This window comes from Pseudomonas entomophila (genome assembly GCF_013523125.1).
Classification (GTDB): Bacteria; Pseudomonadota; Gammaproteobacteria; order Pseudomonadales; family Pseudomonadaceae; genus Aquipseudomonas; species Aquipseudomonas entomophila_B.
The window spans coordinates 12795-34726 of sequence record NZ_JAAMQJ010000046.1 but is presented as its reverse complement, the minus strand read 5'-3'; the positions used below and the strand labels follow the sequence as shown (position 1 = coordinate 34726).

18 protein-coding genes and 3 pseudogenes are annotated in these 21932 nt (G+C 64.6%); 7 read left to right on the top strand and 14 right to left on the bottom strand.

Annotation, left to right across the window (positions count from 1 at the left end; genetic code table 11):
• Positions 1-306: 306 nt before the first annotated feature.
• The 4 genes from G7007_RS19165 to G7007_RS19150 form a co-directional block, all read right to left on the bottom strand.
• Entirely contained in the window at positions 307-1278 is a 972-nt protein-coding gene (locus tag G7007_RS19165) for a ribonuclease Z (protein ID WP_181104300.1), read from the bottom strand.
• A 154-nt stretch (positions 1279-1432) separates the two neighbouring features.
• Positions 1433-2146, bottom strand: a complete 714-nt coding sequence (locus G7007_RS19160; protein WP_181104297.1) for an ATP-binding cassette domain-containing protein — start codon at positions 2144-2146, stop codon at positions 1433-1435.
• Positions 2143-2889 (bottom strand): hypothetical protein, encoded by a 747-nt coding sequence (locus G7007_RS19155; protein ID WP_181104296.1) that lies wholly within the window; start codon positions 2887-2889, stop codon positions 2143-2145. Before G7007_RS19155 ends, G7007_RS19160 begins: the two co-directional genes overlap by 4 nt.
• A gap of 240 nt (positions 2890-3129) precedes the next feature.
• Positions 3130-3588, bottom strand: a complete 459-nt coding sequence (locus tag G7007_RS19150) for a metallophosphoesterase family protein (RefSeq protein WP_181104294.1) — start codon at positions 3586-3588, stop codon at positions 3130-3132.
• Between the two features lie 151 nt (positions 3589-3739).
• On the opposite strand from G7007_RS19150, the gene G7007_RS19145 reads away from it, so the two are divergent.
• Positions 3740-4198 (top strand): hypothetical protein, encoded by a 459-nt coding sequence (locus G7007_RS19145; RefSeq protein ID WP_181104293.1) that lies wholly within the window; start codon positions 3740-3742, stop codon positions 4196-4198.
• Positions 4199-4291: 93 nt separating this feature from the next.
• Here G7007_RS19145 and dinB read toward each other — a convergent pair whose 3' ends face one another.
• Both dinB and G7007_RS19135 read right to left on the bottom strand, forming a co-directional pair.
• Positions 4292-5368, bottom strand: coding sequence for a DNA polymerase IV (gene dinB / locus G7007_RS19140; RefSeq protein ID WP_181104291.1), 1077 nt, complete (start codon positions 5366-5368; stop codon positions 4292-4294).
• 253 nt (positions 5369-5621) lie between these two features.
• Complete coding sequence (locus tag G7007_RS19135; protein WP_181104289.1) at positions 5622-6932, bottom strand: MFS transporter; 1311 nt, start codon at positions 6930-6932, stop codon at positions 5622-5624.
• Between the two features lie 189 nt (positions 6933-7121).
• Between G7007_RS19135 and G7007_RS19130 the strand changes: the two genes are divergently transcribed.
• On the top strand, positions 7122-8219 hold the full coding sequence (locus tag G7007_RS19130; RefSeq protein WP_181104287.1) for a sugar diacid recognition domain-containing protein: 1098 nt from the start codon (positions 7122-7124) through the stop codon (positions 8217-8219).
• A gap of 113 nt (positions 8220-8332) precedes the next feature.
• Positions 8333-9478, top strand: coding sequence for a glycerate kinase (locus G7007_RS19125; RefSeq protein ID WP_181104286.1), 1146 nt, complete (start codon positions 8333-8335; stop codon positions 9476-9478).
• A gap of 215 nt (positions 9479-9693) precedes the next feature.
• Here the strand turns inward: G7007_RS19125 and G7007_RS19120 are convergent, their stop codons facing one another.
• The 7 genes and pseudogenes from G7007_RS19120 to G7007_RS19095 form a co-directional block, all read right to left on the bottom strand.
• Positions 9694-10668: a site-specific integrase gene (locus G7007_RS19120; protein ID WP_181104284.1), complete on the bottom strand. Its 975-nt coding sequence runs from the start codon at positions 10666-10668 to the stop codon at positions 9694-9696.
• Positions 10669-10752: 84 nt separating this feature from the next.
• The gene (locus G7007_RS19115) at positions 10753-13026 is read right to left on the bottom strand and encodes a putative bifunctional diguanylate cyclase/phosphodiesterase (RefSeq protein WP_181104283.1); all 2274 of its coding nucleotides are present in this window, start codon (positions 13024-13026) and stop codon (positions 10753-10755) included.
• A gap of 235 nt (positions 13027-13261) precedes the next feature.
• Positions 13262-13957, bottom strand: coding sequence for a type 1 glutamine amidotransferase domain-containing protein (locus G7007_RS19110; protein ID WP_181104281.1), 696 nt, complete (start codon positions 13955-13957; stop codon positions 13262-13264).
• Positions 13958-14089: 132 nt separating this feature from the next.
• A pseudogene (locus G7007_RS22575) lies at positions 14090-14524 on the bottom strand (methyl-accepting chemotaxis protein); the annotation flags it as partial.
• 111 nt (positions 14525-14635) lie between these two features.
• Positions 14636-15316: pseudogene (locus G7007_RS22570) on the bottom strand (PAS domain-containing protein); the annotation flags it as partial.
• Positions 15317-15538: 222 nt separating this feature from the next.
• Positions 15539-17186, bottom strand: a pseudogene (locus G7007_RS19100) (hybrid sensor histidine kinase/response regulator).
• Positions 17187-17372: 186 nt separating this feature from the next.
• The gene (locus G7007_RS19095; protein ID WP_375139508.1) at positions 17373-18449 is read right to left on the bottom strand and encodes a site-specific integrase; all 1077 of its coding nucleotides are present in this window, start codon (positions 18447-18449) and stop codon (positions 17373-17375) included.
• A gap of 514 nt (positions 18450-18963) precedes the next feature.
• Between G7007_RS19095 and G7007_RS19090 the strand changes: the two genes are divergently transcribed.
• Together G7007_RS19090 and G7007_RS19085 are read left to right on the top strand one after the other, a co-directional pair.
• Entirely contained in the window at positions 18964-19953 is a 990-nt protein-coding gene (locus tag G7007_RS19090; protein ID WP_181104276.1) for a DNA-binding protein, read from the top strand.
• Positions 19954-20109: 156 nt separating this feature from the next.
• Positions 20110-20289, top strand: a complete 180-nt coding sequence (locus G7007_RS19085; protein ID WP_181104274.1) for a DUF6021 family protein — start codon at positions 20110-20112, stop codon at positions 20287-20289.
• A gap of 45 nt (positions 20290-20334) precedes the next feature.
• On the opposite strand, the gene G7007_RS19080 is transcribed toward G7007_RS19085, so the two are convergent.
• The gene (locus tag G7007_RS19080; RefSeq protein ID WP_181104272.1) at positions 20335-20607 is read right to left on the bottom strand and encodes a hypothetical protein; all 273 of its coding nucleotides are present in this window, start codon (positions 20605-20607) and stop codon (positions 20335-20337) included.
• Between the two features lie 275 nt (positions 20608-20882).
• Here G7007_RS19080 and G7007_RS19075 point away from each other — a divergent pair, with 275 nt between their 5' ends.
• A complete protein-coding gene (locus G7007_RS19075; RefSeq protein ID WP_181104270.1) occupies positions 20883-21125 on the top strand; it encodes a hypothetical protein in 243 nt (80 codons plus the stop codon).
• Between the two features lie 4 nt (positions 21126-21129).
• Positions 21130-21930, top strand: coding sequence for an exodeoxyribonuclease III (gene xth / locus G7007_RS19070; protein ID WP_181104268.1), 801 nt, complete (start codon positions 21130-21132; stop codon positions 21928-21930).
• The last annotated feature ends 2 nt before the right edge of the window (positions 21931-21932 follow it).

The following is a 21932-nucleotide window of genomic DNA, read 5'->3' as shown; positions in this document are numbered from 1 at the left end:
CCCTCACCAAACTGCTCCAGCAGTTCTTTGGGGATTTTGGGCAGGTCACGCAAGGGTTTCTTTTTGGTTGGCATACATGCACCTCTTACTCATGTTATGCCCGAACACAAAATTTCTGACACCCTCTGGAGGCGAGGCCGACTACGCCGCCGCCATCGCCGGCAAGCCGGCTCCCACAGGTCGCCTGTACCTTCGGCGTCATGGCCTCTATCGACGGTGACGGCCGCGAACCCCCCCCGAGATCTCACCCTTGGACTGGCCCTCTGTGGGAGTCGGCTTGCCGACGATAGCGGCCGCGCAGGCGCTTCAGCATCCCTGCTGAGCCACCAGGGCCAGCACCTTCTCCCGATTCAACCGATACCGTTGCAGGTCCCGCGCCAGGACCAACTGCCCGTCATACTGCTGCTGTGCCTCCAGCCGCACATCCTCGATCGACGGGCTGCGCCGGGCGTCGCCCTGGTAGCGTGCGCTGAAATGCGTCAACACCAGGTTCGGCACGCCCACGCGCGCCGCGAAGCGCGCCACCGCCGCCGCCGTGCTGTGCCCGTAGGTTTCCTGCGTGCGCGCAACCACCGGCTCCGTGAACGTCGCTTCGTGCACCAGCACATCGGCATCCGCTGCCGCCTCGGCCAGCAGTTCAGGCGTGTCGTTGTCGCCACAGACGATCACCCGCTGCGCAGGCCATGCCTCGCGCAGGTACTGACCCGGTGCCACCCAGCGCCCGGCATGCTCGACCCCCTGGCCCCGCGCGATCTCGCCCCACAGCGGCCCACGCGCAATGCCGTCCGCCATCAGCCGCTCGGTGTCCAGCCGCGGATTGGGGTCGGTTTCGGTGAACACGAAACCGTGGCTGGGCACACGGTGCGACAAGACCACCGTCTCGACACGGACCGTGCGGTGCTGCCACGGCTCGGCGTCCTCCACCGCCAGCAGACGCAGCTCGAACGTCAGCCGCGATTCGCTGACGGCCAGGCTCAGGCGCACCCAGTCGTGCAGCGCCCGGGGCAAGATCAGGTCCAGCGGCGCGGTACGCCCCGTGGTGCCCGCACTGGCCAGCAACCCCGGCAGGCCGAAACAGTGGTCGCCATGCACATGGCTGATGAACACTGCCCGCAGGTCACGCAGGGACAAGGGCGTACGCAGCAACTGGTGCTGCGTCGCCTCGCCACAATCGACCAGGTACCAGTCGCTGCCGCTGGAGGCGATGATGGCGGTGGCGCTGACGTTGCGGGCGCGGGTGGGCAGGCCCGCGCTGGTGCCTAGAAACAGCAGGTCCATGACGCCTCCTTGGCGTGGACGGGAGTGGAGGGCAGGAGGGTGCGTGGATCTGCCTCCTTGAGCAAGTGACAGTCGATCGGGGGGCAGGGTTCGCCTGCCGATACGGGGCGGCTGCAGGGATGGGTGTCTGCGTGCGGTCTGGGCCGAGCCCCCGTCAACCCGAGTGGGCCCCTATCGCCTGTATGAACGCGCCGTCGAGGGTCGTGGCACCATACCGGCCCATGAACGCCTCGCCACTGTCGAAGGCCTCGAAGCGCTGGTCGTTCAAGAGGTAGAAGCGATCGCAGTAGGTGGCGATCTCATCGATGTGGTGAGAGGACACGATCACGCTCGCACCCTCCAGGCAGGCCTGCTTGACGCCTTGCCACAGGTAATACCTGAACTCCGGATCGACCCCTGCCGTCGGTTCGTCAAGGATGACCAGCTCCGCATCCAGCATGAGCATCGACAGCGTGAAAAAGCTGCGAAGCTCACCGTAGCTGCACAGCCCGGGCCGTTTTTTCCAGAGGTCGTTGTAGCGTGCGCTCAGCCTCGGTGAAATCCGCTCCAGGCGCATGGATAACGCCCGTTCGGACAGCGGTGTCCGCCCGTTCAGATGGGCCATGAGCTCGTACACATCGCGCAGGTTCAGCGAGGCGGGCGCTGAAACGGTCTGGGACAGGTAGACCCTGTCCCGCGCGTGAACGGTGAGGTTCATCGTCTTGGGCGTGCGCAGGGCACAGAGAATGTCGAAAAAGGTGGTCTTGCCGGCGCCATTGGGCCCTACGATCCCAGTGACGTGATGGCGGGCGATGGTCATCGAGGCCTTGTCGAACACCGGGCGACGGGGGTAGGCGAACGTGAGGTCGTCCAGCGAGACGAGCGTCATGCGTAGCGACTCCAGACCGGTTGTACCCTGAACAGAAAGGCCGTGGCACAGGCGCAGGCCCCGAAGAGCACGAGCACACCCGCCACTGCAGACGGATCGATGGGTTCCATGAACAGGCGCGTGCAGACCATCAGCGGGTTGTACGTCAGGCCCGTGTTCGTCACCGAATCGGTCTGTTGAGCACCGACGTAACCCGATGTCAGCATCGCGAACGAGAGGATCGAAAACAGCGTGTTCGCGCCGGAGAAGGTCAGGGGCAATAACGAGACCAGCAGCCCGGCACTGGCGAACACGAGGTAGCTGATGAAGTAGCCCGACATGAGCTGGACGTACTCGTGCCATGCCGGCGACCCGAAGACCGAGCGTGTGACGCCATAGAACACAGTGGCGTAGAAAAGACTGACGACGACATGGGTGTCAATGTGGGCGCTTAGAAAAAGCAGGATCGTGCGCCGTGTGTAGATGAACGAGCGCACGAATCCGCTCTCCCGGCGCCCGATCAGGTAGAAGCTCATCCCGAAGAACGCCGTGGTGGCCGACAGATAGGCCAGGAACCAGACGGCCCTGGGCAGGTACGCATCGAAGGGCAGGTCGTCGGTAGCGGTCGAAGACTGCAGCATGAGGTAGAAGGCGCACGGGGAAACGATGGACCACAAGAGGGCGGTGGGTTCTTTTAGTTGTTCTTTGATCAGAATGAACGACAGGCTGCACAGTCGTCTGAACAGCGAGGTCGGGCAGTGCATCCATGAACTCCTGCGGCATGTATTGGCGTGCTGGGAAGGCGCTCTGCGCCAGGTGTGCTGCAAGGCATCCTGTGCCAGATAGCACTGGCAATGGTTCTCTACGCGCCGCCGCAGGTCAATCATCGCGCTGTGAGTGGGTGTGTAGGGTCACCGGAATATTCCTAGGAAAGTGCCTAGCTACGTGCTGGTTCATTGTCAGCGTTGTAAAACGCAGAGCACGTCATTGATGACGGCATATACCTAAGGCAGCAGATTCACCCGCTGTGGCGTCAACGGTACCTGCGACAGCTCGAGCAACGCCACCGTCACCGGCAGTTTGAACCGCCGCGGGCCCGCGCTGCCGGGGTTGATGAACAGCCGCTCGCCACGCCACTGGAACAGCGGCTTGTGCGAGTGTCCCGTGATGACCAGCCGCGTCGTGTCGCTCAACAGGGGCGGTACATCGGCGATGTCATGCACCAGCAAGGTCTCGATGCCGTCGAGCGACAGCAGCAGGTGATCGGCGATGTCGCTGGCCCAGGGCGCCTGCTGGTCATTGTTGCCCCGTACCACCTGCACGGGGGCGAGGGCCGATAGCGCGGTGAGGATCTCGGCCTTGCCGATGTCGCCCGCGTGCAGGATGAGGTCGCAGCCGTCGAGCGCCGCCAGCGCTTCTGGGCGGAGCAGGCCGTGGGTGTCTGAAATGAGGCCGAGGCGCATGAAAGAAGTCCGGTCGTCGTTGATAGACCATAGGACACGCGCGAAGGACGGTTTGCTGACTCCATGTACATACCCGTTCGATCGGCACAGCAGGCTTGCACGGGATTCGCCAACGCCCTAGGGTAGGCAGATCCGGCCGAATGGACCCGCCATGCGCACCCTCAAGACCTGGCTCGGCAGCCTGCTGCTGCCGCTGCTCACCGCCTGCTCCGGTCAGCAGACCGAACGCACCGTGGTGTACGAAAACACCGTCTACCACTGGCGAATCGAGCATGTGGTGGTACACAACTTCCCGGCCAGCACGCGCCAGTTCTACCAGGTCTACTTGCAGGGGCGACCGCTGGTGCTCCCGGCCAAGGCCTTCAACGACCGTCGCGACATCGACCGGTTTCTCACCGCCGGGGGCTTCGACATCGCCGACTGGCGCAACAAGTCGGTCGTCGTGACCTTCGACAACATCCAGGAACGCGAAGGCCAGACGCTGCACCTGATCCGTTCGGTGCTGATCACGCCGGAGTTCACCGAGGGGGAGGTGGCGCTGACCGATCTCTATACCCAGCAATCGGTAGTGGTCTCGCGTGTGGAGTCCGCCACCACGCTGAAAGAGTGAGTCCAAAGCGCCGCACTGTGCGTCATGAACGACCGAAGTCGGCGCGACAGTGGCTACTACATGCTCGGCTACTGCGGGTGATGACCGAAGTCCCTACCATTCGAAAGTCAGTTGAGTGGCCTGCGGGTCGGGTTTGCGAACCTTCACCGCGATACCGATCAAGCGCACGGCGCGGCCTGCGCGACGACCCTGCCACAACCGTTGCAGCAGCGTTCTGAGCACCTGCTCATCGACCTCCGTCGCACTGGCCTCGGTGCTCGCCACGCTGAAGTCATCGAACTTCAGCTTGACCTGATTGCGCACGATCTGCTCGCCCTCGGCCAAGGTATCAATGCGCTCGCGCAGCGCGGGCAGCAAAGCCAGCAGTCTCCGTGTGCATTCGATGCCGTCCGAGCAGTCGGCGGGCAACGTATGCTCCACGCCGACCGAGCGTGTATCACCCGAGACTTCCGTGTCTGGCTCATGGCCCTGGCCTAGCATCCAGAGGTGATAGCCATGCACGCCGAGGTGGCGCAGCAACACCGGGATCTTGCTCAGGGTCAGGTCACCGCAGTATCGACAGCCCAATCGCTCGAGCACGCGCCAGGTCTGCGGGCCGACGCCCGGCAACTTGCGGATGTCCAGGCCTGCCAGAAAGCCCGGCACGTCTGCCGGGCGGATGACGAACTGCCCGTTGGGCTTGTTCACTTCTGAAGCGATCTTGGCCAGGTACCGGAGCGGCGCGATCCCGGCCGATGCCGTCAGCCCCAGTTCTGCCTGCACCTCTGCACGCAGAGCGCTCGCCATGCGCGTCGCCGAGCCACCGCACTGCGGTTGACCCGTGACCTCCAGCGACGCCTCGTCCAGCGAAAAGAATTCGACGCGATCGGTATAGCGTCTGAGCAGGCCTTCGAGCTGACGCGTGACCGCTTCGTAGCGTTCGAACCGAACCGGTAACACGACCAGCGCCGGGCACAACCGCTGCGCGGTGGCCGTCGCCATGCCGCTCTTGATGCCGAACTGCCTGGCCAGGTAATTGGCAGTGCTGATCACCCCACGTTCGGCGGCCGTCCCCCCTACGGCAACAGGGGCGCTGCGCAGGTGAGGCGCGTCGAGCAGTTCTACGGAGACGAAGTAGGCGTCCATGTCGAGGTGGATGAATTTTCGAGGATTCTGGATTGAGAAGGGCATGAAGACGTGCCAGCAATCCTTAGGCTGAAATACCAACAACCTTAATGAGCTAAGGCTATGCCCTCAAGCGTCGACATGCTTCGAATGCATTCAAGGTGTGACATGAGGCGGGTCTTGTAAAACAGCGTTACCTAGAGACAGTGAACAGGCCTTTGAACCTCCCCGAGGTGGGCCTTGATCACTGTCTTGCCGGTCGAAAGGTCAGGGGGCAGCCCCTCATCCGGCCCGTGCTCGACGGGCCAGCCTCGGCGTTTTACGCCGCGCGATTGCGCGTCACCCGCAACGCCACCAGACTCCCCACCACGATCAACCCCGCCAGCGAATACAGCGCCGCATCGGTCGACCCGGTCTGGTCCTTGATGAACCCGACCAGGTACGGGCTCAGGAAGCCGGCCATCTGGCCCACGGAGTTGATGATCGCCAGCCCGGCGACGGCCGCGCTGGCGCCCAGCAGGGCGGTCGGCATCGGCCAGAACATCGGCAGGCCGGTCAGCGCGCCCATGGTGGCGATCGACAGACCGAGGATGGCGATGGCCGGGGTCTGGGCGAAGTTCACCGCGATCAGCAGGCCCAGCGCGCCCATCAGCATCGGCACCACCAGGTGCCAGCGACGCTCGTTGCGCAGGTCCGCCGAGCGGCCGACCAGGATCATGAACACGCCGGCCAGCAGGTAGGGGATCGCGCTCAGCCAGCCGATCAGCAGCGCGCTGTCGAAGCCCATGTTCTTGATGATCGAGGGCAGCCAGAAGTTGATCGCGTACACGCCGCTCTGGATGCAGAAGTAGACGAAGCCGAACGTCCACACCAGCGGGTTGCGCAGCACCGCCAGCACGCCGTCACCCTGCCGGGCGGGCTGGCGGGCCGCATCGGCGTTCAGGTCCGCCTCGATCATGTCCCGCTGTGCCGGGCTCAGCCAGGTTGCGCTGCGGTGCCCATCGCTGAGCAGCACGATGGCCAGCACGCCCAGGGCCACGGTCGGCAGGCCCTGGATCAGGAACATCCACTGCCAGCCGGCCAGGCCGTGCTGCCCAGTGGAGAAGTGCTCGAGGATCCAGCCGGAGAAGGGGCCGCCGAGCAGGCCGGAGACCGGGATCGCCGACATGAACAAGGCCATGATCCGGCCACGGCGGGCCGCCGGGAACCAGCGCGAGAGGTACAGCACCACGCCGGGGAAGAACCCGGCCTCCGCCGCGCCGGTGAGCAGGCGCAAGGCGTAGAACTCGGTCGGGGTGGTGACGAACAGCAGGCAGGTCGACAAGCTGCCCCAGGTGATCATCATCAGGGCGATCCAGCGCCGCGGCCCGAAGCGGTTGAGCGCCAGGTTGCTCGGCAGGCCGCAGGCGACGTAGCCGATGAAGAAGATCCCGGCGCCCAGGCCATAGACGGTCTCGCTGAACTTCAGCGCGTCGAGCATCTGTAGCTTGGCGAAGCCGACGTTGACGCGGTCCAGGTAGTTGAACAGGTAGCAGATGAAGATGAAGGGGATCAGTCGCAGGGTAATGCGCCGGTACAGCGCGTCGCGGGACGGATCGGTGCCTTGGTCGGCGGCAGGGCTGTGTGCCATGATGAGTTCTCTTTTGTTATGGAGTCGCTGCGGCGCTCGTCGACGCTCGCCCCTTGAGTCTCTGGGAGTGTGCCGCGGCTGTCTTTGTGCCGCTGCACAGCAACCGATGGCCCTGGCTGTGCGAGCGACCAATCCAGGCGCTGGATCGGTCTGCGTCCCCGTCTCCAGCCTGCCTGCAAGGACCGTATCATGTTCGAACTGGACCATGACCTGGCCCAGGACATCGTCGACCGGGCGATGGCCATTCTGCCCTGCAATGTCAACGTCATGGACAGCCAGGGGCTGATCCTGGGCAGTGGCGAGCCCGAGCGCATCAACACCCGTCACGAAGGCGCGCAGCTGGTGCTGGCCAACGCGCGCATCGTCGAGCTCGATGCCGAGGCGTCCCGCTGCCTCAAGGGCGTGCAACCGGGCGTGAACCTGCCGCTGCTGCTCGACGGCCGGCTGGTCGGCGTGCTGGGCCTGACCGGCGAGCCGGCGGTCATGCGCACCTACGGCGAGCTGGTGCGCATGACCGCTGAAATGCTGCTGGCCCAGCGTCACCAGCAACAGGAACAGCAATGGCGACGGCAACGCTGCGACGATGTGCTGGCGCTGTTGCTGGGCGGTCATGGCGATACGCCTCGGCTGCTCGACGAAGCCCGCCAGCTCGGCCTCAAGCCCCAGCTGCCGCGTACGCCCTGCCTGCTGGAACTGGAGAGCGAGTCCAACGTCGAGGGCCTCACCGGCTGGCTGCTCAATCGCTTCCCGGACAGCTGGTGCCTGAGCACCGGTGCGCACACCTTGCTGTGGTGTCGACCGGCGAACCTGGTCGTGGACGACGAGCGCCTGCTCGGGCGCCTGGCGCGCCATGGCTGGGCCCTGGAGCGGTTGTCGGTCGGCTCGCCGGCGGACAGCGTGGAGCGACTGCGTCAGGGGCACCAACGCGTCGGTGACCTGAGCGCCTACGGTCGACAGGTCCGGCCGACCGAGCGTCTGCTCGACCTGCAGCGCTACCGCATTGCGGCCATGCTGTGGCGACACCCGGACACGGAAGCGCTCGAGGCCGTGCTAGAACCGCTGCGTCGGTTGAGCGCCCGCGATGCCAGCGGTCAATTGTTGAGCACCTTGCGTGCCTGGTGCGCGCACGAGGGGCAGAGCCAGGCCTGTGCCGAGGCGCTGGGCATTCACCGCAACAGCTTGCGCTATCGTCTGGAGCGCATCGCCGAACTGTGCGGGGTCGATCCCTTCCGGCTCGAAGGCCTGCTCGGCCTGTACCTGGCCTTGCAACTGCTGCCCCTGGCCTGAACACGACCGAGCACAGCGGATGCCCAAACAACCCGGTGAGCCATTGTGCAACCGACCGAGGTGTCGTTCTGGTCTTGCTGTCAGCATCGGTTCATCTGGATAAGGAGCCACCCATGAAGATCGTCATCGCGCCCGACTCGTTCAAGGACAGCCTCGAGGCTGCCGGGGTCGCCCGGGCCATCGCGGCAGGCATCAAGCAGGCCTGGCCCGAGGCCGAGTGCATCGAGTGTCCCATGGCCGATGGCGGGGAGGGCACCATGCAGGCCATCCTGGCAGCCAGCCAGGGCGAGCTGCGGCACCTGACGGTGCGTGGGCCCCTGGGCGAGGCCGTCGAGGCGGGGTGGGGCTGGTTGGCGCAGAGCCGCACCGCGATCATCGAGATGGCCCAGGCCAGTGGCTTGCAGCTGGTGCCCACCGGCCAGCGTGACGCCTGCCGCAGCAGCACATGGGGCACGGGCGAGCTGATCGCCGCAGCCTTGGCCGCCGGCGCGCAGCGCATCGTCCTGGCGATCGGCGGCAGCGCCACCAACGATGCCGGCAGCGGCATGCTTCGCGCCCTGGGTCTACGCCTGCTGGATGCCGACGGACAGCCCCTGGAAGAGGGCGGCCTGGCCTTGGCGAAGCTGGCGCGAATCGACGCCAGCGACCTCGACCCGCGGCTGGCTGAGGTCCAGGTCGAGGTGGCGGCGGACGTCGATAACCCTCTGTGCGGCCCCCACGGCGCGTCGGCGATCTTCGGCCCGCAGAAAGGTGCCACGCCCGAACAGGTCCAGGCCCTGGACCAGGCGCTCGGGCATTTCGCCGACCATTGCCGTGACCTGCTGGGCGAGGACGTGCGCGCGTTTCCCGGATGTGGCGCAGCGGGGGGCATGGGCTTCGCCGCCAAGGCCTTCATGGCGGCGCGCTTCCGTCCCGGGGTCGAGGTGGTGGCCGAGCTGGCCTGGCTCGAGGCGCTGGTCGACGGCGCCGACCTGGTGATCACCGGGGAAGGGCGCTTCGATGCCCAGACCTTGCGCGGCAAGACGCCCTTGGGCGTGGCGCGGATCGCCAAGCGCCATCAGGTGCCGGTGGTGGTGATCGCCGGCACGCTGGGGGAGGGGTACGAGCAGTTGTATGCCCATGGCATCGATGCGGCATTCGCCTTGACCAGCGGCCCCATGGACCTGGAACAGGCCTGCACCGAGGCCGAGCGCCTGCTGTGCGCACGTGCCGGAGACATCGTGCGGCTGTGGCGCTTGGCGGCCCATCGCGGGCAGTGATGACCCGGCTGTGACCTCTGGCACGCTCACTCGGGCCGTAGCCTGGTGTGGGTCTGTATCAGCGGGCAGTGCTGTTTTTCTCGAACAACGCGCAGCGATCGCGCTTACCGCGTTCGCCGCGCCCGACTCTGCGCGTTCGAAACGCCTGGCACGGCACATGGCCCAATCAGGATATCGATTTTATACCACCCCAATGAATGCCTGAGTCCGCCAGCCTATTCCTCTTCGATCTGTACCAACGCTTGTTTCTGGGAGGACCGAGTGTCGACAGGCAAGACCGCCAGCTCGCCAAAGCTCTGCGCTGCATCAATGTAACGCAACGCCGACTTGGCGTCTTTCCAGCCGACATAGCTCATCAGGGCCTTCAGCTCCCAGCCGTTGGCCGTGGCCCAGGTCGCGAACCCGCGACGCAACGAGTGCCCGGTGTACAGCGCTGCCGGCACGTCGGCCCGTTCCAGCACTCGCCGCAGCAGCCCGACCAGGCTGTTGCTGTTGAGCGCCTGCTCGCTCAGGTTGCCCCAGCGGTCGATCTTGCGAAACACCGGCCCCCGCGCCAGGCCGGCTACCTCGATCCAGCGCAGATACGCCTGTACGGGGCAGAGCGTCTTGAGCGCCGGCACGCGTTGCTGAACCCCGAGCGCCTGCCGGTCGCCCTTGCTCTGGGGCAGGAACAGCGTCAGCCCGCTGCTGGCCTGCGCCTGGACATGCTCGACCTGCAGGCGCGCCAGTTCATCGCCTCGGGCACCACGCCAGAACCCCAGCAGCAACAGCGCCTGGTCGCGCCGAGCCCGCAGCAGCGCGCCCAAGTCACCGTGCTCACGTGCTTGCTCGGCCTCGCGCTCGCAGGTCTCGACGGCTTGACCCAGGTGCTCGAGCAGCAGCGGCGCGGCTTGCCGGGGCGGGGCAGGGTGCAACGTGCGAATGCCGCGCAACACTTGCTTGACCAGAGGGGCCTTGGTCGGATCAGGGAAGCCCTGGATCTGGTGCCATTGGCTCAGGCCGGCCAGGCGCTGACGCAGGGTGCTGACCGCCAGGCGGTCGGCATGCTCGGCCAGGTAGCGGGCGATGCTCTCGGCGGTCGCCGGCAGAAAACCACCCCAATGCACCTCGAAGTGCTCCACGGCCGCCTGGTAGCTGCGTCGGGTGTTGTCGCGGGTGGCGGCCTGAACGTAGCGTTGGATATCAGTCATGGGGGCAGGGTGGTCGGGCGGAACGAGCGCACAGGATAAACAACCCAGCGCGCCCTGCCCAGCCGATCCCCGGCGCTCGACCCGCTACGCGCAGGCCAGGCGCTTCATGCCAGCGAATGGCGGGTACTGGCGCAACTGCGCCGGCGCCAGCGGCCGGCTGAAGTGATACCCCTGGGCCACATCGCAGCCTGCCAGTTTCAGGCAGACCACCTGCTCGCGGGTCTCGACGCCTTCGGCCACCACTTCCAGGCCCAAGCGCTTGGCCAGGATGATGGTGGATGAGACGATGGGGCTGTCATCGTGGCTGTTGCACAGTGGCGCAATCAAGGCCCGGTCGATCTTGAGCTTGCTCAGGGGCAGCGACTGCAGGTGCGCGAATCCGGCATAGCCGCGACCGAAGTCGTCCAGGCTGATGCCGATACCCGCCGCACGCAGGCGATGCAGATGCGCCATGGCCGTGCCTTCCGGGTCCAGCACGGTGGTCTCGGTGATTTCCAGTTCCAGCTGCTCGGGCGACACCTGCCAGTGCGCCAGGGTCTCGAGCAGGCGATCGCTGAAATCGGGTTGCCACAGCTGCATGGCCGACACGTTCACGGCCAGGCGCGCGGACTGCCCTTCGGCCTGCCAGTCGGCCAGCGCTTCGCAGGCCAGGCGCACGACTTCCCACCCCAGGGCGACGATGAAGCCGCTGCGTTCGGCCACCCCGATGAACCGATCCGGATAGAGCAGCCCGAAGGTAGGGTGCTGCCAGCGGACCAAGGCTTCGTAGCCGGTCACCTGGAGCGTGTCGAGGCGGATCTGCGGTTGATAATGCAGCACGAACTGCCGCTCGGTGACAGCCTGGCCAAGGGCTTGTTCAAGGGTGAAGGCCTGGATGTCCGACAGGTTCAGCGACGGGTCGAAGAACCGGTACTGGGCACGCCCGGCCTGTTTGGCCGAGTACATGGCGGCGTCGGCATGGCGGATCAGGCTGTCGATGTTCTGCCCGTCGCGTGGGCAGATGGCGACACCGACACTGGGGCTGGTGTTGACCTCCTGCCCGTCCAGCGCATACGTCGTCGACAACTTGTCGACCAAAGCACGGACCCAAGCCGTGATCTGCTCCTCGCTGCGGTGTCCGGCCAGCAGCACGACGAACTCATCACCGCCGAACCGCGAAGCTTCGTCGCCAGGTTCGAGCAACCGGGTGATACGGCCGGCCACCGCCTGCAGCAACAAGTCGCCGACCTTGTGCCCGAGTGAATCGTTGATCGACTTGAAGCGGTCCATGTCGATGAACAGGATCGCCATCAGACGCCGCTGTCCACGCTGGCGCACCAGCGCTTGGCGTGCCAGGTCGACGAACTGACGGCGATTGTGCAGGCCGCTGAGGTGGTCGGTGGCGGCCGCATGGCTGCTGCGCCGGTGTTCTTCCTCGAGCCGCCCGATCAGTTGCTGATTGACCTGCTGGGCCTGTTCCAGGGCATGGAAGGCGTCCTGGCGGCGGTGGAGCAGCAACAGGGCCCACGCCAACCCAGCCAGGATCATCGCGCTGATGCCCAGGTTCGACCAGAACTGGCGCGTGTAGGCCTGGGTCGGCGCCGCAAGGATTTCATCGTGACGCTGGCTGACCACCACGCTCATGCCGCGCCCGGGCGTGCGGCGAAACAGGCTCTGGTAGGTGCCGTCCTGGGTGTACTGCGTCAGTTGCCCGGTCGTGTCCTGGGTGGCCGGAAGATCAGGGAGCAGGCGTTGTCCGGCACTGACCACGCCCTGCGTGTCGATCCGCACGCGTTCCTGACCGTCTTCCTGCAGCAGCCGTATCAGGCCGGTCCGGCCCAGGTCGACATGGCGGAACAGCCGTGCAACGCCCTCGACGTCGAGCTGCACCAGAAGCAACGCATCGGCATGACCTGCCGCATCGATGCGCGGCAGCAGAAAGGGCAGGGTGGAGGGCCGAGACGGCGATGGCATCGACACCGTGGGCAGAAGGGGTGTCGCACCTTGAAGCGCCAGCTGGCGGTGTACCTGGTCCAGCCAGGCGGCAGGCAGAGGATCCGGGGCCTTTGGCGTCTGACCGGACTGGCGTCGCCCGTCGAGGTCGTACAGCGCCATCAGTTGAAGAAGAGGGTCGTGGTCCAGGTGCTCGTCCGTCCGGGTCACGCTAAGCAGGCGAGCACGCGCCAGGGTCTGATCAAGGTGTTCGGCGGCGATGCTGGCCAGGTTCAGGTACTCGGCGGCCTTGGCCGCCAAGGCGTCCTGGCGAGACAGGGCGCGCTGGCTGGCGTAGGAGCTCCACAGGAACACCAGCACAAGCGTGCACGAGAGCAGGAGAAGAAGCGGCAGAAGACCGTTGTAGAGCAGGCGACGCTGGGCCACGGCTGGAGATCCCGACGAGATGACGTGCCAGGACGATACGGCGAGAACATGACCGCACGATGACGCGCTGCAACGATGTATTTTATACCACCCCAATATCAACTCAACCAAACAGCTCCCATACACTTAAACCCTACTAAAGAACTCTCAGGTCAACAAAAAGGGGGCACCTGGTGCCCCCATTCCATGCTTACCAAAAGGCCCTGTACGACAGCGACTCCTCAGTCGATGTCCATCACTCGATCCCAGGCTCTTTCTTCAGTCGCTTGATCAACGCCTCGGCTGCCGCGGCGGATGAAGCCGGGTTCTGCCCGCTGACCAGATGGCCATCCTCGACCACGTAGCTGGCCCAGTCATCCCCTTTGGAATAGTCACCGCCATTGGCCTTGAGCATATCCTCCACCAGGAAGGGCACCACATCGGTCAGGCCCACGGCGTCCTCTTCGCTGTTGCTGAAGCCGGTGACGCGTTTGCCCTTGACCACCGGATGGCCATCCGGCGCCTTCACGTGCTTGAGCACGCCCGGCGCATGGCACACCGTACCGATGGGTTTGTTGGAGGCGTAGAAGGATTCGAGCAGCGTGATGGAATCCTTGTCCTCGGCCAGGTCCCAGAGCGGTCCGTGGCCGCCGGGATAGAACACGGCGTCGAAATTGTAAGGGTCGACTTCACCGAGGGGGTAAGTGTTGGCCAACGCCTGCTTGGCCTGCTCGTCACCTTGGAAACGACGGGTGTCGTCCGTCTGTGCGTCGGCCTCGTCGCTCTTCGGGTCGAGCGGGGGTTGACCGCCCTTGGGCGACGCCAGGGTGATGTCGGCACCGGCATCGACGAACGCGTAGTAGGGCGCTGCGAATTCCTCGAGCCAGAAACCGGTCTTCTTGCCGGTATCGCCCAGTTGGTCGTGAGATGTGAGCACCATCAGGATCTTCATGTGAGCCTCTCCTCCAAACAGTCATGAGGCAGCGCGTCGCTCGCCCTGCATGAGTGTCAGAGGTCGGCTCATGGCAGACGTTCAGTGGCATCGCCCGATCGATGGCGCGTCAGGGCACACACCCGCGTCCACTCAGCTACCCAGGTGCGTGCTGAAGCGCCCGACCGCATCGACCACCCGGCGCGCCGCTTCGCGAATGTCCACGATGACCTTGCCCGCCTGGCCGGCCAGTTCCAGCCCCTGTTCGGCCTCGCGCTTGCTGTTGGACATGTCCTGCATGGTCTTCTCCACCAGCTTGCCGTTCTGCAGCACGACGGCGGCGATCTCCTCGGTCGCGGTACTGGTGCGCCCGGCCAGTTGGCGGACTTCATCGGCCACCACGGCGAACCCGCGGCCTTGCTCGCCAGCGCGGGCGGCCTCGATGGCGGCGTTGAGCGCGAGCAGGTTGGTCTGCTGCGCGATGCTGCCGATGGTCTGGATGATCGAATTGATCAGCAGCGATTGACGCCCCAGGGCCTCGACACCGGTGGACGCCAGTTGCATGTCGTCGGCGATCTTCTGCATGGTCTGCACCGTGTCGTTGACCACCACGGCGCCGTGCTGCGCGGCGACGTCGGTGTCGCGCGAGATGCCGAAGGCCGTGTTCGCCGCTTCGCTGATCTCCAGTTCACGGGCGACCTGCTCGGTCACCACCGTGGCGAACTTGACGATCTTGCACAGGTTGCCTTCGGTGTCATAGACCGGGTTGTAGGTCGCCTCGAGCCAGACCACATGGCCCTGGCTGTCGATGCGCTTGAAGCGCCCGGCGACGAACTCGCCGCGCTTGAGCGTCTCCCAGAAGGCCTGATAGGCCGGCGCGCCTGATTCTTCAGGCGTGCAGAACACCCGGTGATGCTGGCCCTTCACCTGAGCCAGCGTATACCCCATGGCCCGAAGAAACTGCTCGTTGGCATTCACCACCTTGCCATCGAGGTCGAACTCGATGACCGCCGTGGAGCGCAGCAGGGCATCGATGAACGAGGCATTTTCCGACGCCTTTTCCAAGCGTTTGGTGATGTTGGTGGCGTGGCAGATCATCTGCGTCACCGCGCCGCCCTCGCTCAGGATCGGCTGCCAGTGCGCGTGCAGCCATACCAGCGACCCGTCCGCATGCAGGTAACGGTACTCGTCGGTGATCGACTGACGGGCACCGATCGCGGCACGAAACTTGTGATAACAGGGCAGCTTCGTGACGTAGGTCGGCACGATGGTCTCCATCGAGCGCCCGATCAATTCGTCCTGGCGGTAACCCAAGGCCTGGGCGAAGTGCTCGTTGCATGCCAGGATCGTGAGCGTCGGGTCGATGCTGAGCGTCAGCATCTCGCGCTGCAGGCCCTCGCGCAGCTGCCGAAGCTCCGCCAGTTCAGCGGCCTGGGCTGCGATCGTATCCTTGAGTCGAGTGTTGAACATGATGCGCTACCTGCTGGGACATGCACGGCTTATCGGCAGTGCATCGTCGATCCTTGAGGGGTGCACCGACAATTGGATCCGCTTGCCACGAAGCAGCGCCGAACAGTACGGCGCTGCCCCGATCCCGCGGGCTCAAGAGACGCCGTTCGGCCCATCCAGCACCTGCCTGACCTTGCGGGCCAGGTCATGGGGCATGCAGGGCTTGGAGATCACGTCGAACTCCGAGCCCCCCAGGTCCGTGCGCTCCAGCGAGTTTTCCGCGTAACCGGTCGTGAGCAGGATCTTCATCTTCGGGTAGCGACGGCGTACTTCCCGAGCCAGCATCACGCCGTTCATCCCACCCGGCATGATCAGGTCGGTGAACAGCAGATCGTAGTCGTGCCCGGTGTCGAAGCGCTTGAGTGCCTCGCGCGCATTGAGCACCATGTCGGCACTGTAACCGTAGTCTTCCAGCACCATCTTCGCCAGTTCGGCGACATCCGGCCGGTCCTCGACGATGAGGATCTTTTCACTGCCCGACTTGCGATCCACGGCGCGCACCGTGTCCTGCTGGGTCACGCCCGCATCGTCCACGGGGAAGTACAACCGCAGCGTGGTGCCGACGTCTTCTTCGGTGTAGATACGCGCTGCGCCCCCGGACTGCTTGGCGAATCCGTACACCATCGAGAGACCGAGCCCTGAGCCCTTGCCTTCCTCCTTGGTGGTGAAGAAAGGGTCCATGACCCGGTCGCGGATGGCGGCCGACATGCCGATCCCGTTGTCGGTCAGCGAAATGCTCACGTAGTTGCCCGGCAGCAGGCCGTCGTAGGACACGCTGGCCAGGTCCTTGACCGCGATGTTGCGGGTTTCGATGAGGATGCGTGGCGCCTCGCGGCCGATCAGCGCATCCCGCGCATTGATCATCAGGTTCAGCAGCGCCACCTCGGCCTGGGTCGGGTCGATCCGGCAGTTGCGCAGGTTGGGTTCCAGGTCGTAGCTTACGGCCACTTCCGCGCCAAAGGTGCGCTCGATCAGCGGCTCGATGTCGCAGACCAGGTGATTGAGGTTCAGCACTCGACCTTGCAGGCTTTGCTTGCGGGGCAAAGGCCAGCAATTGCTTGGTCAGGGTACTGGCACGGTCCACGGCCGAGCGGGCATGATCGACGCTGCGCTTGACCCGAGCGACATCGATGGTGCTCTTGTCGACCGCCGAGCCAATCAGGCCCAGGTAGCCGCCCATGACCTGCAGCAGGTTGTTGAAGTCATGGGCAATGCCGCCGGTCAACTGGCCGAGCGCTTCCATCTTCTGCGCCTGGCGCAGGGCGTCTTCGGCATCGCGGCGGCGGCTCACGTCGAGCTGGGAGGCGAAGAAATAGATAAGCTCGCCGTTATCGTTGTAGATCGGCGAGATGAACAGGGCGTTCCAGAAGCTCGATCCATCCTTCTTGTAGTTGAGGATTTCGGTGGCGATGTCCACCTTGTTGGCCACGGCCTCGCGCACGGCGTCGACCACGTTCCTGTCCGTGTCCGGACCCTGCAGGAAGCGACAGTTCTCACCGAGGATCTCGTCCAGGTCATACCCGGTCATCTCGAGAAACGCGTTGTTGGCGAAGATGATCGGGTTGTCCGAACGGTTCGGGTCGGTCACGATCATCGGCATGCGCGTCGTTTCTACTGCGGCGAAGAACACATCCTTGTGCGGTTGTTTGATGTTGGCGCTGGCAGCGTTGTCGACACGGACTTTATCGCTCACGTGAGCAGACTCCAGAGAAGAAGGTAGGGCGTATGGCGCTTTGAGCATGGGGCGCGGCAAAACGTTTAGTGCCTTTGCGAAAATCCCTTCGTGCGTGGAGACGGGACGGCGCAGGGAAGGTGTTGCCGTCGTCCACTGTCGTGCGCGCGACCGATTGCACGTTGACGTCCGCGTACCAACCGCTGTGGTGCTGGTACTGCAGCTCGCTCTGGTAGCCGTTCTCGATTGGTCGCCCTAGGTCTCGTCAAGACCGTCCTTGGGCGACGTACTCAATAATTGGCTGGCACGGCTGCCCAGCAACGACCCCGACTGGAAGTAGCCCATCACGGTGCTGACGCTGCGGTGCTCGGTCATCGCCATCACCTCGCCGAGCGGCACTCCTTGGCGTCCTGCCTCGGTGACGAAGCCCGAGCGGAGGCTGTGCGCCGCCCAGTCGCCTTCAAGGCCTGCCAGTGCCGCGCGACGTTTGACGATGCGCGCGACCTGGTCGCCTGACAGACCGGCCGGGGCCACCCGCCCCCCTTTGTACAGGCGACGAAACAGTGGGCCGTTGCTGGCCGGCGCCGCAGCGAGCCAGGCGTTCAGCGCCTGTGCGGCCGCGCCTTGCAGCGGCTTTTCCCGTCGCACGCCGCTGCTGTCGGTCTTGGTGGACCCGAGCACGTATAGCCAGGTGTCGGCGTCCAGACGGCGCAAGTCCTCGACCCGCAACCCCACGATTTCCGAACGGCGCCGGCCACCGCCGCTCCAGGCCAGCAAGAGCAGGGCGCGATCGCGCGTGCCACGCACGCCATCGGTGCAAGTGGCGAGCATCGCCTGCAGCGGCTCCAGCACCACTGCGGTTTTCTTGCGTACGAATACACCATGGCGCGCCTGAGCCTTGCGCGCTTCGCGCAGCAGGGTTCTCACCTCGGGAGCCTCCCCTGGGTTGGCCCAGTGTTGCAGTCGATGCCATTTGGCCAGAACCGCCAAGCGGTGGCTGACCGTATTGAATGACAAGGGCCCTGGCTTGCCCTTGACCTTGGCTGCCACCAGCGCGGCATCGATGGTGGGTGGCAGCAGGTGGGTCCAGTCGCCGGTCGCATGGGGCCTGGCCAGGTGGTCGACGATGAATTGCACGGCGACCGCCGGTGGCAGCGCGCCGTCGCCAAGCGACCGGCGATAGCGCAATTGCAACCAGGCAGACCAGTAGGTGAGGGCGCTCTGGTAACTGCGCACGGTGTTGGCTGCGGTGCCTGCCGCGATGAATGCCTCGGCTGCGGCGCGGGTGCTGTCTGCCAATTCCGCCAGTACCAAGGGTCTGGAGAGGAACATCTCTACTGGATCACTCAAACTCATCTCGCTCATCAGGATTGATCGATAGATCAGACGTCCTAGTGTGTATCCGACCTACTATAACGAAGGGCTCGATGATGTGAATGGCGCGAGTGCCATTCGCTGAGCAAGAGCAGACAGGCTGTCGATCCATGACGGCCTGCAAGCTTCTCTGTAGCGGTAATCGCAGGCGCACGCGCTGCCATGACGCGTATGAGCCAGGCAGCCAAAGCCGGCGCAACGAATGCTGCCTACTCAATGCTCCTGCTTCCACGAAGAAGGCGGCTCCGCTGCGCCCTTATGCACCGTGGCAAGTCCATCCCCACCAAAACACTTTTCTAGCAGGCGATGTTAACAAGGTTATGCCATGGGCCTTGGCAGCTTTCCCGGCTCAGATGCACGCACATCGTCGATAGTGTATTATTTTATACGTTACACGTATTTTTTTATTAGAATTCCAAAAATAGAGTCGGATAACATTTAATTATCGGGCCTAACAGAGTGGAGGTCGTACATGGCAGTCGGTGTACCGGAACAGGACGTCTTCGCGGCGGCAGATGCCGTGCTGGCGCGTGGTGAGCGTCCGACGGTCGAGCGGGTACGCCTGGAGCTGGGGCGGGGCAGCCCGGCGCGGGTGGGCGCCTTGCTCGATCAGTGGTGGGAAAAGCTGGCCGGGCGCCTGCGTGGAGAGACACGATTACCAGGCTTGCCGGCGGAGGTGGCGCAGGCCTTTGTCGCCGTATGGCAACAATCGACGCTCCTGGCCCAAGGCGTGGCCGAGATGGCCCTGGCCGGCCAGCGCCAAGTCCTGGACGAAGAACGCGAGGCCTTGGGCGAGCTGGAAGCGCGTGCTCGTCTGGACGTTGCTCAAGCTCGCCAGCAAGCGGCAGAAGCCGTTGCTGCAAAGCGAGGTGTGGAGACCCGACTGGTCGATCTGGAGCAGTTGCTGGCTCAACGCCAGGCGCAAATCGACGACCTGCGCAGGCAGCGCGACGAACTTCAGGCTCAGCGTGACGAATCGCGCGCGCAACTGGCCGAGGTCCACCAGCAGGTGCAGGAGATCCGTGAGCAAGCCGAACACACGCGTCTCGAACAGCAACGCTATACCCGCGACGTGGAGGATCGCGCCTACCGTGAGATCGATCGGGCCCGAGAGGAAAGCAAAGCCCTGGATGCGCAGCTCAAGGACGTCCAGGGTCGACTCAGCGTTGCTCTGGGCGACGCGGACAAGCATCAACGGGCGCTGGCAGACACGCGCGAGCAGCTGCAGGCGGCACGCAGCCACGGGCACGTCTTGGACGCGCAGTGGATGCAAGCTCAACGGCAGGCCACCGAGGCAGGGGAGCATGCCAGCCGTCTACAGGAGGCATTGCAGGCCATGCGCGAGGATTTGGCCGAGGCGCGTGAACGTGCGGTGGCGGCCGAAGCCCGTGCCGAGGCCTTGGTCGGTCGTTCGCGGCGCTCGACGAAAAAGCGTGGGTCAACGGAGTCGTCCGAACCATGAGCGTCGAATGATCGCCAAGGCGGACACCGATAGCCGCGCCTGAGGTATGCCAGGCCGTCGATGCGGCGCAGTGGCAGGCGCTGGCAGAGCAGGGCAGATAAATCAAACTTCCTGGGCGTGGGGCTTTCTTCTATAGACCTTCACAGGAGAATGCACATGTCCAACCATGACTCGAAACATCCGTCCACTGGCCACGACAAGGGCCCTCATTCTTCGGAAGATGCGGACAAAGGCAGTGACCTGGGCTTCGATCCGGATTCCCCGGATCTAGAGGATCCTCAGGTGGATCCGGAAGGCCCGGCCATTGCGCCACGTGACCACGAGAAGAAGGCCTGACCTCGGAGGGGCGTGCACCATAAAGGATGCATGCCCCGTCCTGCATCAGGTGTCGAGCTGCGTCTTGGCTTTGGCTTCGGCACTCTTGGCGGCGTCCACACCAGCCGACGACAGCTTGATCGGATAGCTCACGCTCATCTCATGGTCTTCGACGCTGACGCTGCCAGCGTGAATCAAGCCTTGGTCCTGCAAGGTCTTGAGCATGCCCGCGACTGCTTTTTCGCCACGGTAGTTGTCGAGGATTTCCTTGCCCAGGCCCTGAGGATGGGCATGCAGCAAGCGGGTGAGGAGTTCGGCCTGCAGTGCGTCGTTACTCATACGTTACCTCGTGTCGATGGGTACGGGTTCGGGTTGCGCTTCAAAGCTGCCGGCTCGTGATGTGCAGCATCCGGCCAGCCTGACGCAACGGGATCAGGCGATGATCACGGCAGTCGTGATGGACAGCTCATGCACCTGCTCACCTAGGGTTGAACCCACCTGACCGCCAAAGTTTTCATTTTTTTCCACGCGCAGTGCCCTTGGAGCAATCCCGTTGAACGATCGCCTGGCGTGCAGGCTCAGAAAAACAGACGGACCTGCACAGGAGGCGCTGCATGAGCATCGAACGCACGATTCCCGAACTGGCGGCCTGGTATGCCCAGTACGACGACGTCAGCTATCGAGACGACTCCCCCGATGCCTACCATCATGAACTGATCCGCACGGCTGAAGCCTTGCGAGACGATGGCATCATCGACTGGGACGACTGGCTGGCATTCAAGGCCCTGGCCGACACTGCGCATGCCCATGCACTCGAGCGTGCGGTGCAGGCGCACGTCGACGATCCGGATGCCTGAGCCCATGAAAGCCCTCAAGATCGCCACCTTCAACGTCAATGGCATCCGCACCCGCCTGGAGGCCCTGTGCACCTGGCTGGCGCGTGAGCAACCGGACATCGTGTGCCTGCAGGAGCTCAAGGCAACGGATAGCGCATTTCCCCGCGAGGCGCTCGAGCGCAGCGGCTACGGTTGTCTGCACCATGGACAGGCGGCCTGGAATGGCGTGGCGATTCTGGCCCGTGGGAGCGAACCGCTGGAGATCCGCCGCGGTTTGCCCGGCATGGAAGACGACAAGCAAAGCCGTTACCTGGAGGCGGCCGTGCAAGGCGTCGTGGTCGGCTGCCTTTACCTGCCCAACGGCAACCCGCAGCCGGGGCCGAAGTTCGATTACAAGCTCGCCTGGTTCGATTGCCTGAACCAGCACGCCCAGACCCTGTGCGACAGCGACCATCCCGTCATCCTGGCCGGTGACTTCAACGTCGTGCCGACGGACGAGGACGTCTATGATGCCGCCTCCTGGCGCAAGGATGCCCTGCTGCAGCCGGCCTCGCGCGAGCGGTACCGCACGCTGCTCGAGCAGGGCTGGACCGATGGACTACGCCAGCAGTACCCTCAGGAGCGGCTCTACACCTTCTGGGATTATTTCCGCAATCACTGGCCACGCAACGCGGGCCTGCGTATCGATCACCTGCTGCTCAACCGCGCTGCCGCGCCGTATCTGAAACAGGCAGGGGTCGATGCCTGGGTGCGCAACGAGGCCCATCCCAGCGATCACGCACCGACCTGGATCGAGCTGGGCACACGCAAGCGCCGCTCGGCCTAGGC

What these genes read in the sequence shown, in the direction of transcription:
- G7007_RS19150 (WP_181104294.1), bottom strand. Translation starts at nt 3,588, where the DNA reads ATGCGCCTCGGCCTCATTTCAGACACCCACGGCCTGCTCCGCCCAGAA.
- G7007_RS19120 (WP_181104284.1), bottom strand. Translation starts at nt 10,668, where the DNA reads ATGACTGATATCCAACGCTACGTTCAGGCCGCCACCCGCGACAACACC.
- G7007_RS19160 (WP_181104297.1), bottom strand. Translation starts at nt 2,146, where the DNA reads ATGACGCTCGTCTCGCTGGACGACCTCACGTTCGCCTACCCCCGTCGC.
- G7007_RS19095 (WP_375139508.1), bottom strand. Translation starts at nt 18,449, where the DNA reads ATGTTCCTCTCCAGACCCTTGGTACTGGCGGAATTGGCAGACAGCACC.
- G7007_RS19165 (WP_181104300.1), bottom strand. Translation starts at nt 1,278, where the DNA reads ATGGACCTGCTGTTTCTAGGCACCAGCGCGGGCCTGCCCACCCGCGCC.
- G7007_RS19145 (WP_181104293.1), top strand. Translation starts at nt 3,740, where the DNA reads ATGCGCACCCTCAAGACCTGGCTCGGCAGCCTGCTGCTGCCGCTGCTC.
- dinB (WP_181104291.1), bottom strand. Translation starts at nt 5,368, where the DNA reads ATGCCCTTCTCAATCCAGAATCCTCGAAAATTCATCCACCTCGACATG.
- G7007_RS19085 (WP_181104274.1), top strand. Translation starts at nt 20,110, where the DNA reads ATGTCCAACCATGACTCGAAACATCCGTCCACTGGCCACGACAAGGGC.
- G7007_RS19075 (WP_181104270.1), top strand. Translation starts at nt 20,883, where the DNA reads ATGAGCATCGAACGCACGATTCCCGAACTGGCGGCCTGGTATGCCCAG.
- G7007_RS19155 (WP_181104296.1), bottom strand. Translation starts at nt 2,889, where the DNA reads ATGCACTGCCCGACCTCGCTGTTCAGACGACTGTGCAGCCTGTCGTTC.
- G7007_RS19090 (WP_181104276.1), top strand. Translation starts at nt 18,964, where the DNA reads ATGGCAGTCGGTGTACCGGAACAGGACGTCTTCGCGGCGGCAGATGCC.
- G7007_RS19135 (WP_181104289.1), bottom strand. Translation starts at nt 6,932, where the DNA reads ATGGCACACAGCCCTGCCGCCGACCAAGGCACCGATCCGTCCCGCGAC.
- G7007_RS19080 (WP_181104272.1), bottom strand. Translation starts at nt 20,607, where the DNA reads ATGAGTAACGACGCACTGCAGGCCGAACTCCTCACCCGCTTGCTGCAT.
- G7007_RS19110 (WP_181104281.1), bottom strand. Translation starts at nt 13,957, where the DNA reads ATGAAGATCCTGATGGTGCTCACATCTCACGACCAACTGGGCGATACC.
- G7007_RS19125 (WP_181104286.1), top strand. Translation starts at nt 8,333, where the DNA reads ATGAAGATCGTCATCGCGCCCGACTCGTTCAAGGACAGCCTCGAGGCT.
- xth (WP_181104268.1), top strand. Translation starts at nt 21,130, where the DNA reads ATGAAAGCCCTCAAGATCGCCACCTTCAACGTCAATGGCATCCGCACC.
- G7007_RS19130 (WP_181104287.1), top strand. Translation starts at nt 7,122, where the DNA reads ATGTTCGAACTGGACCATGACCTGGCCCAGGACATCGTCGACCGGGCG.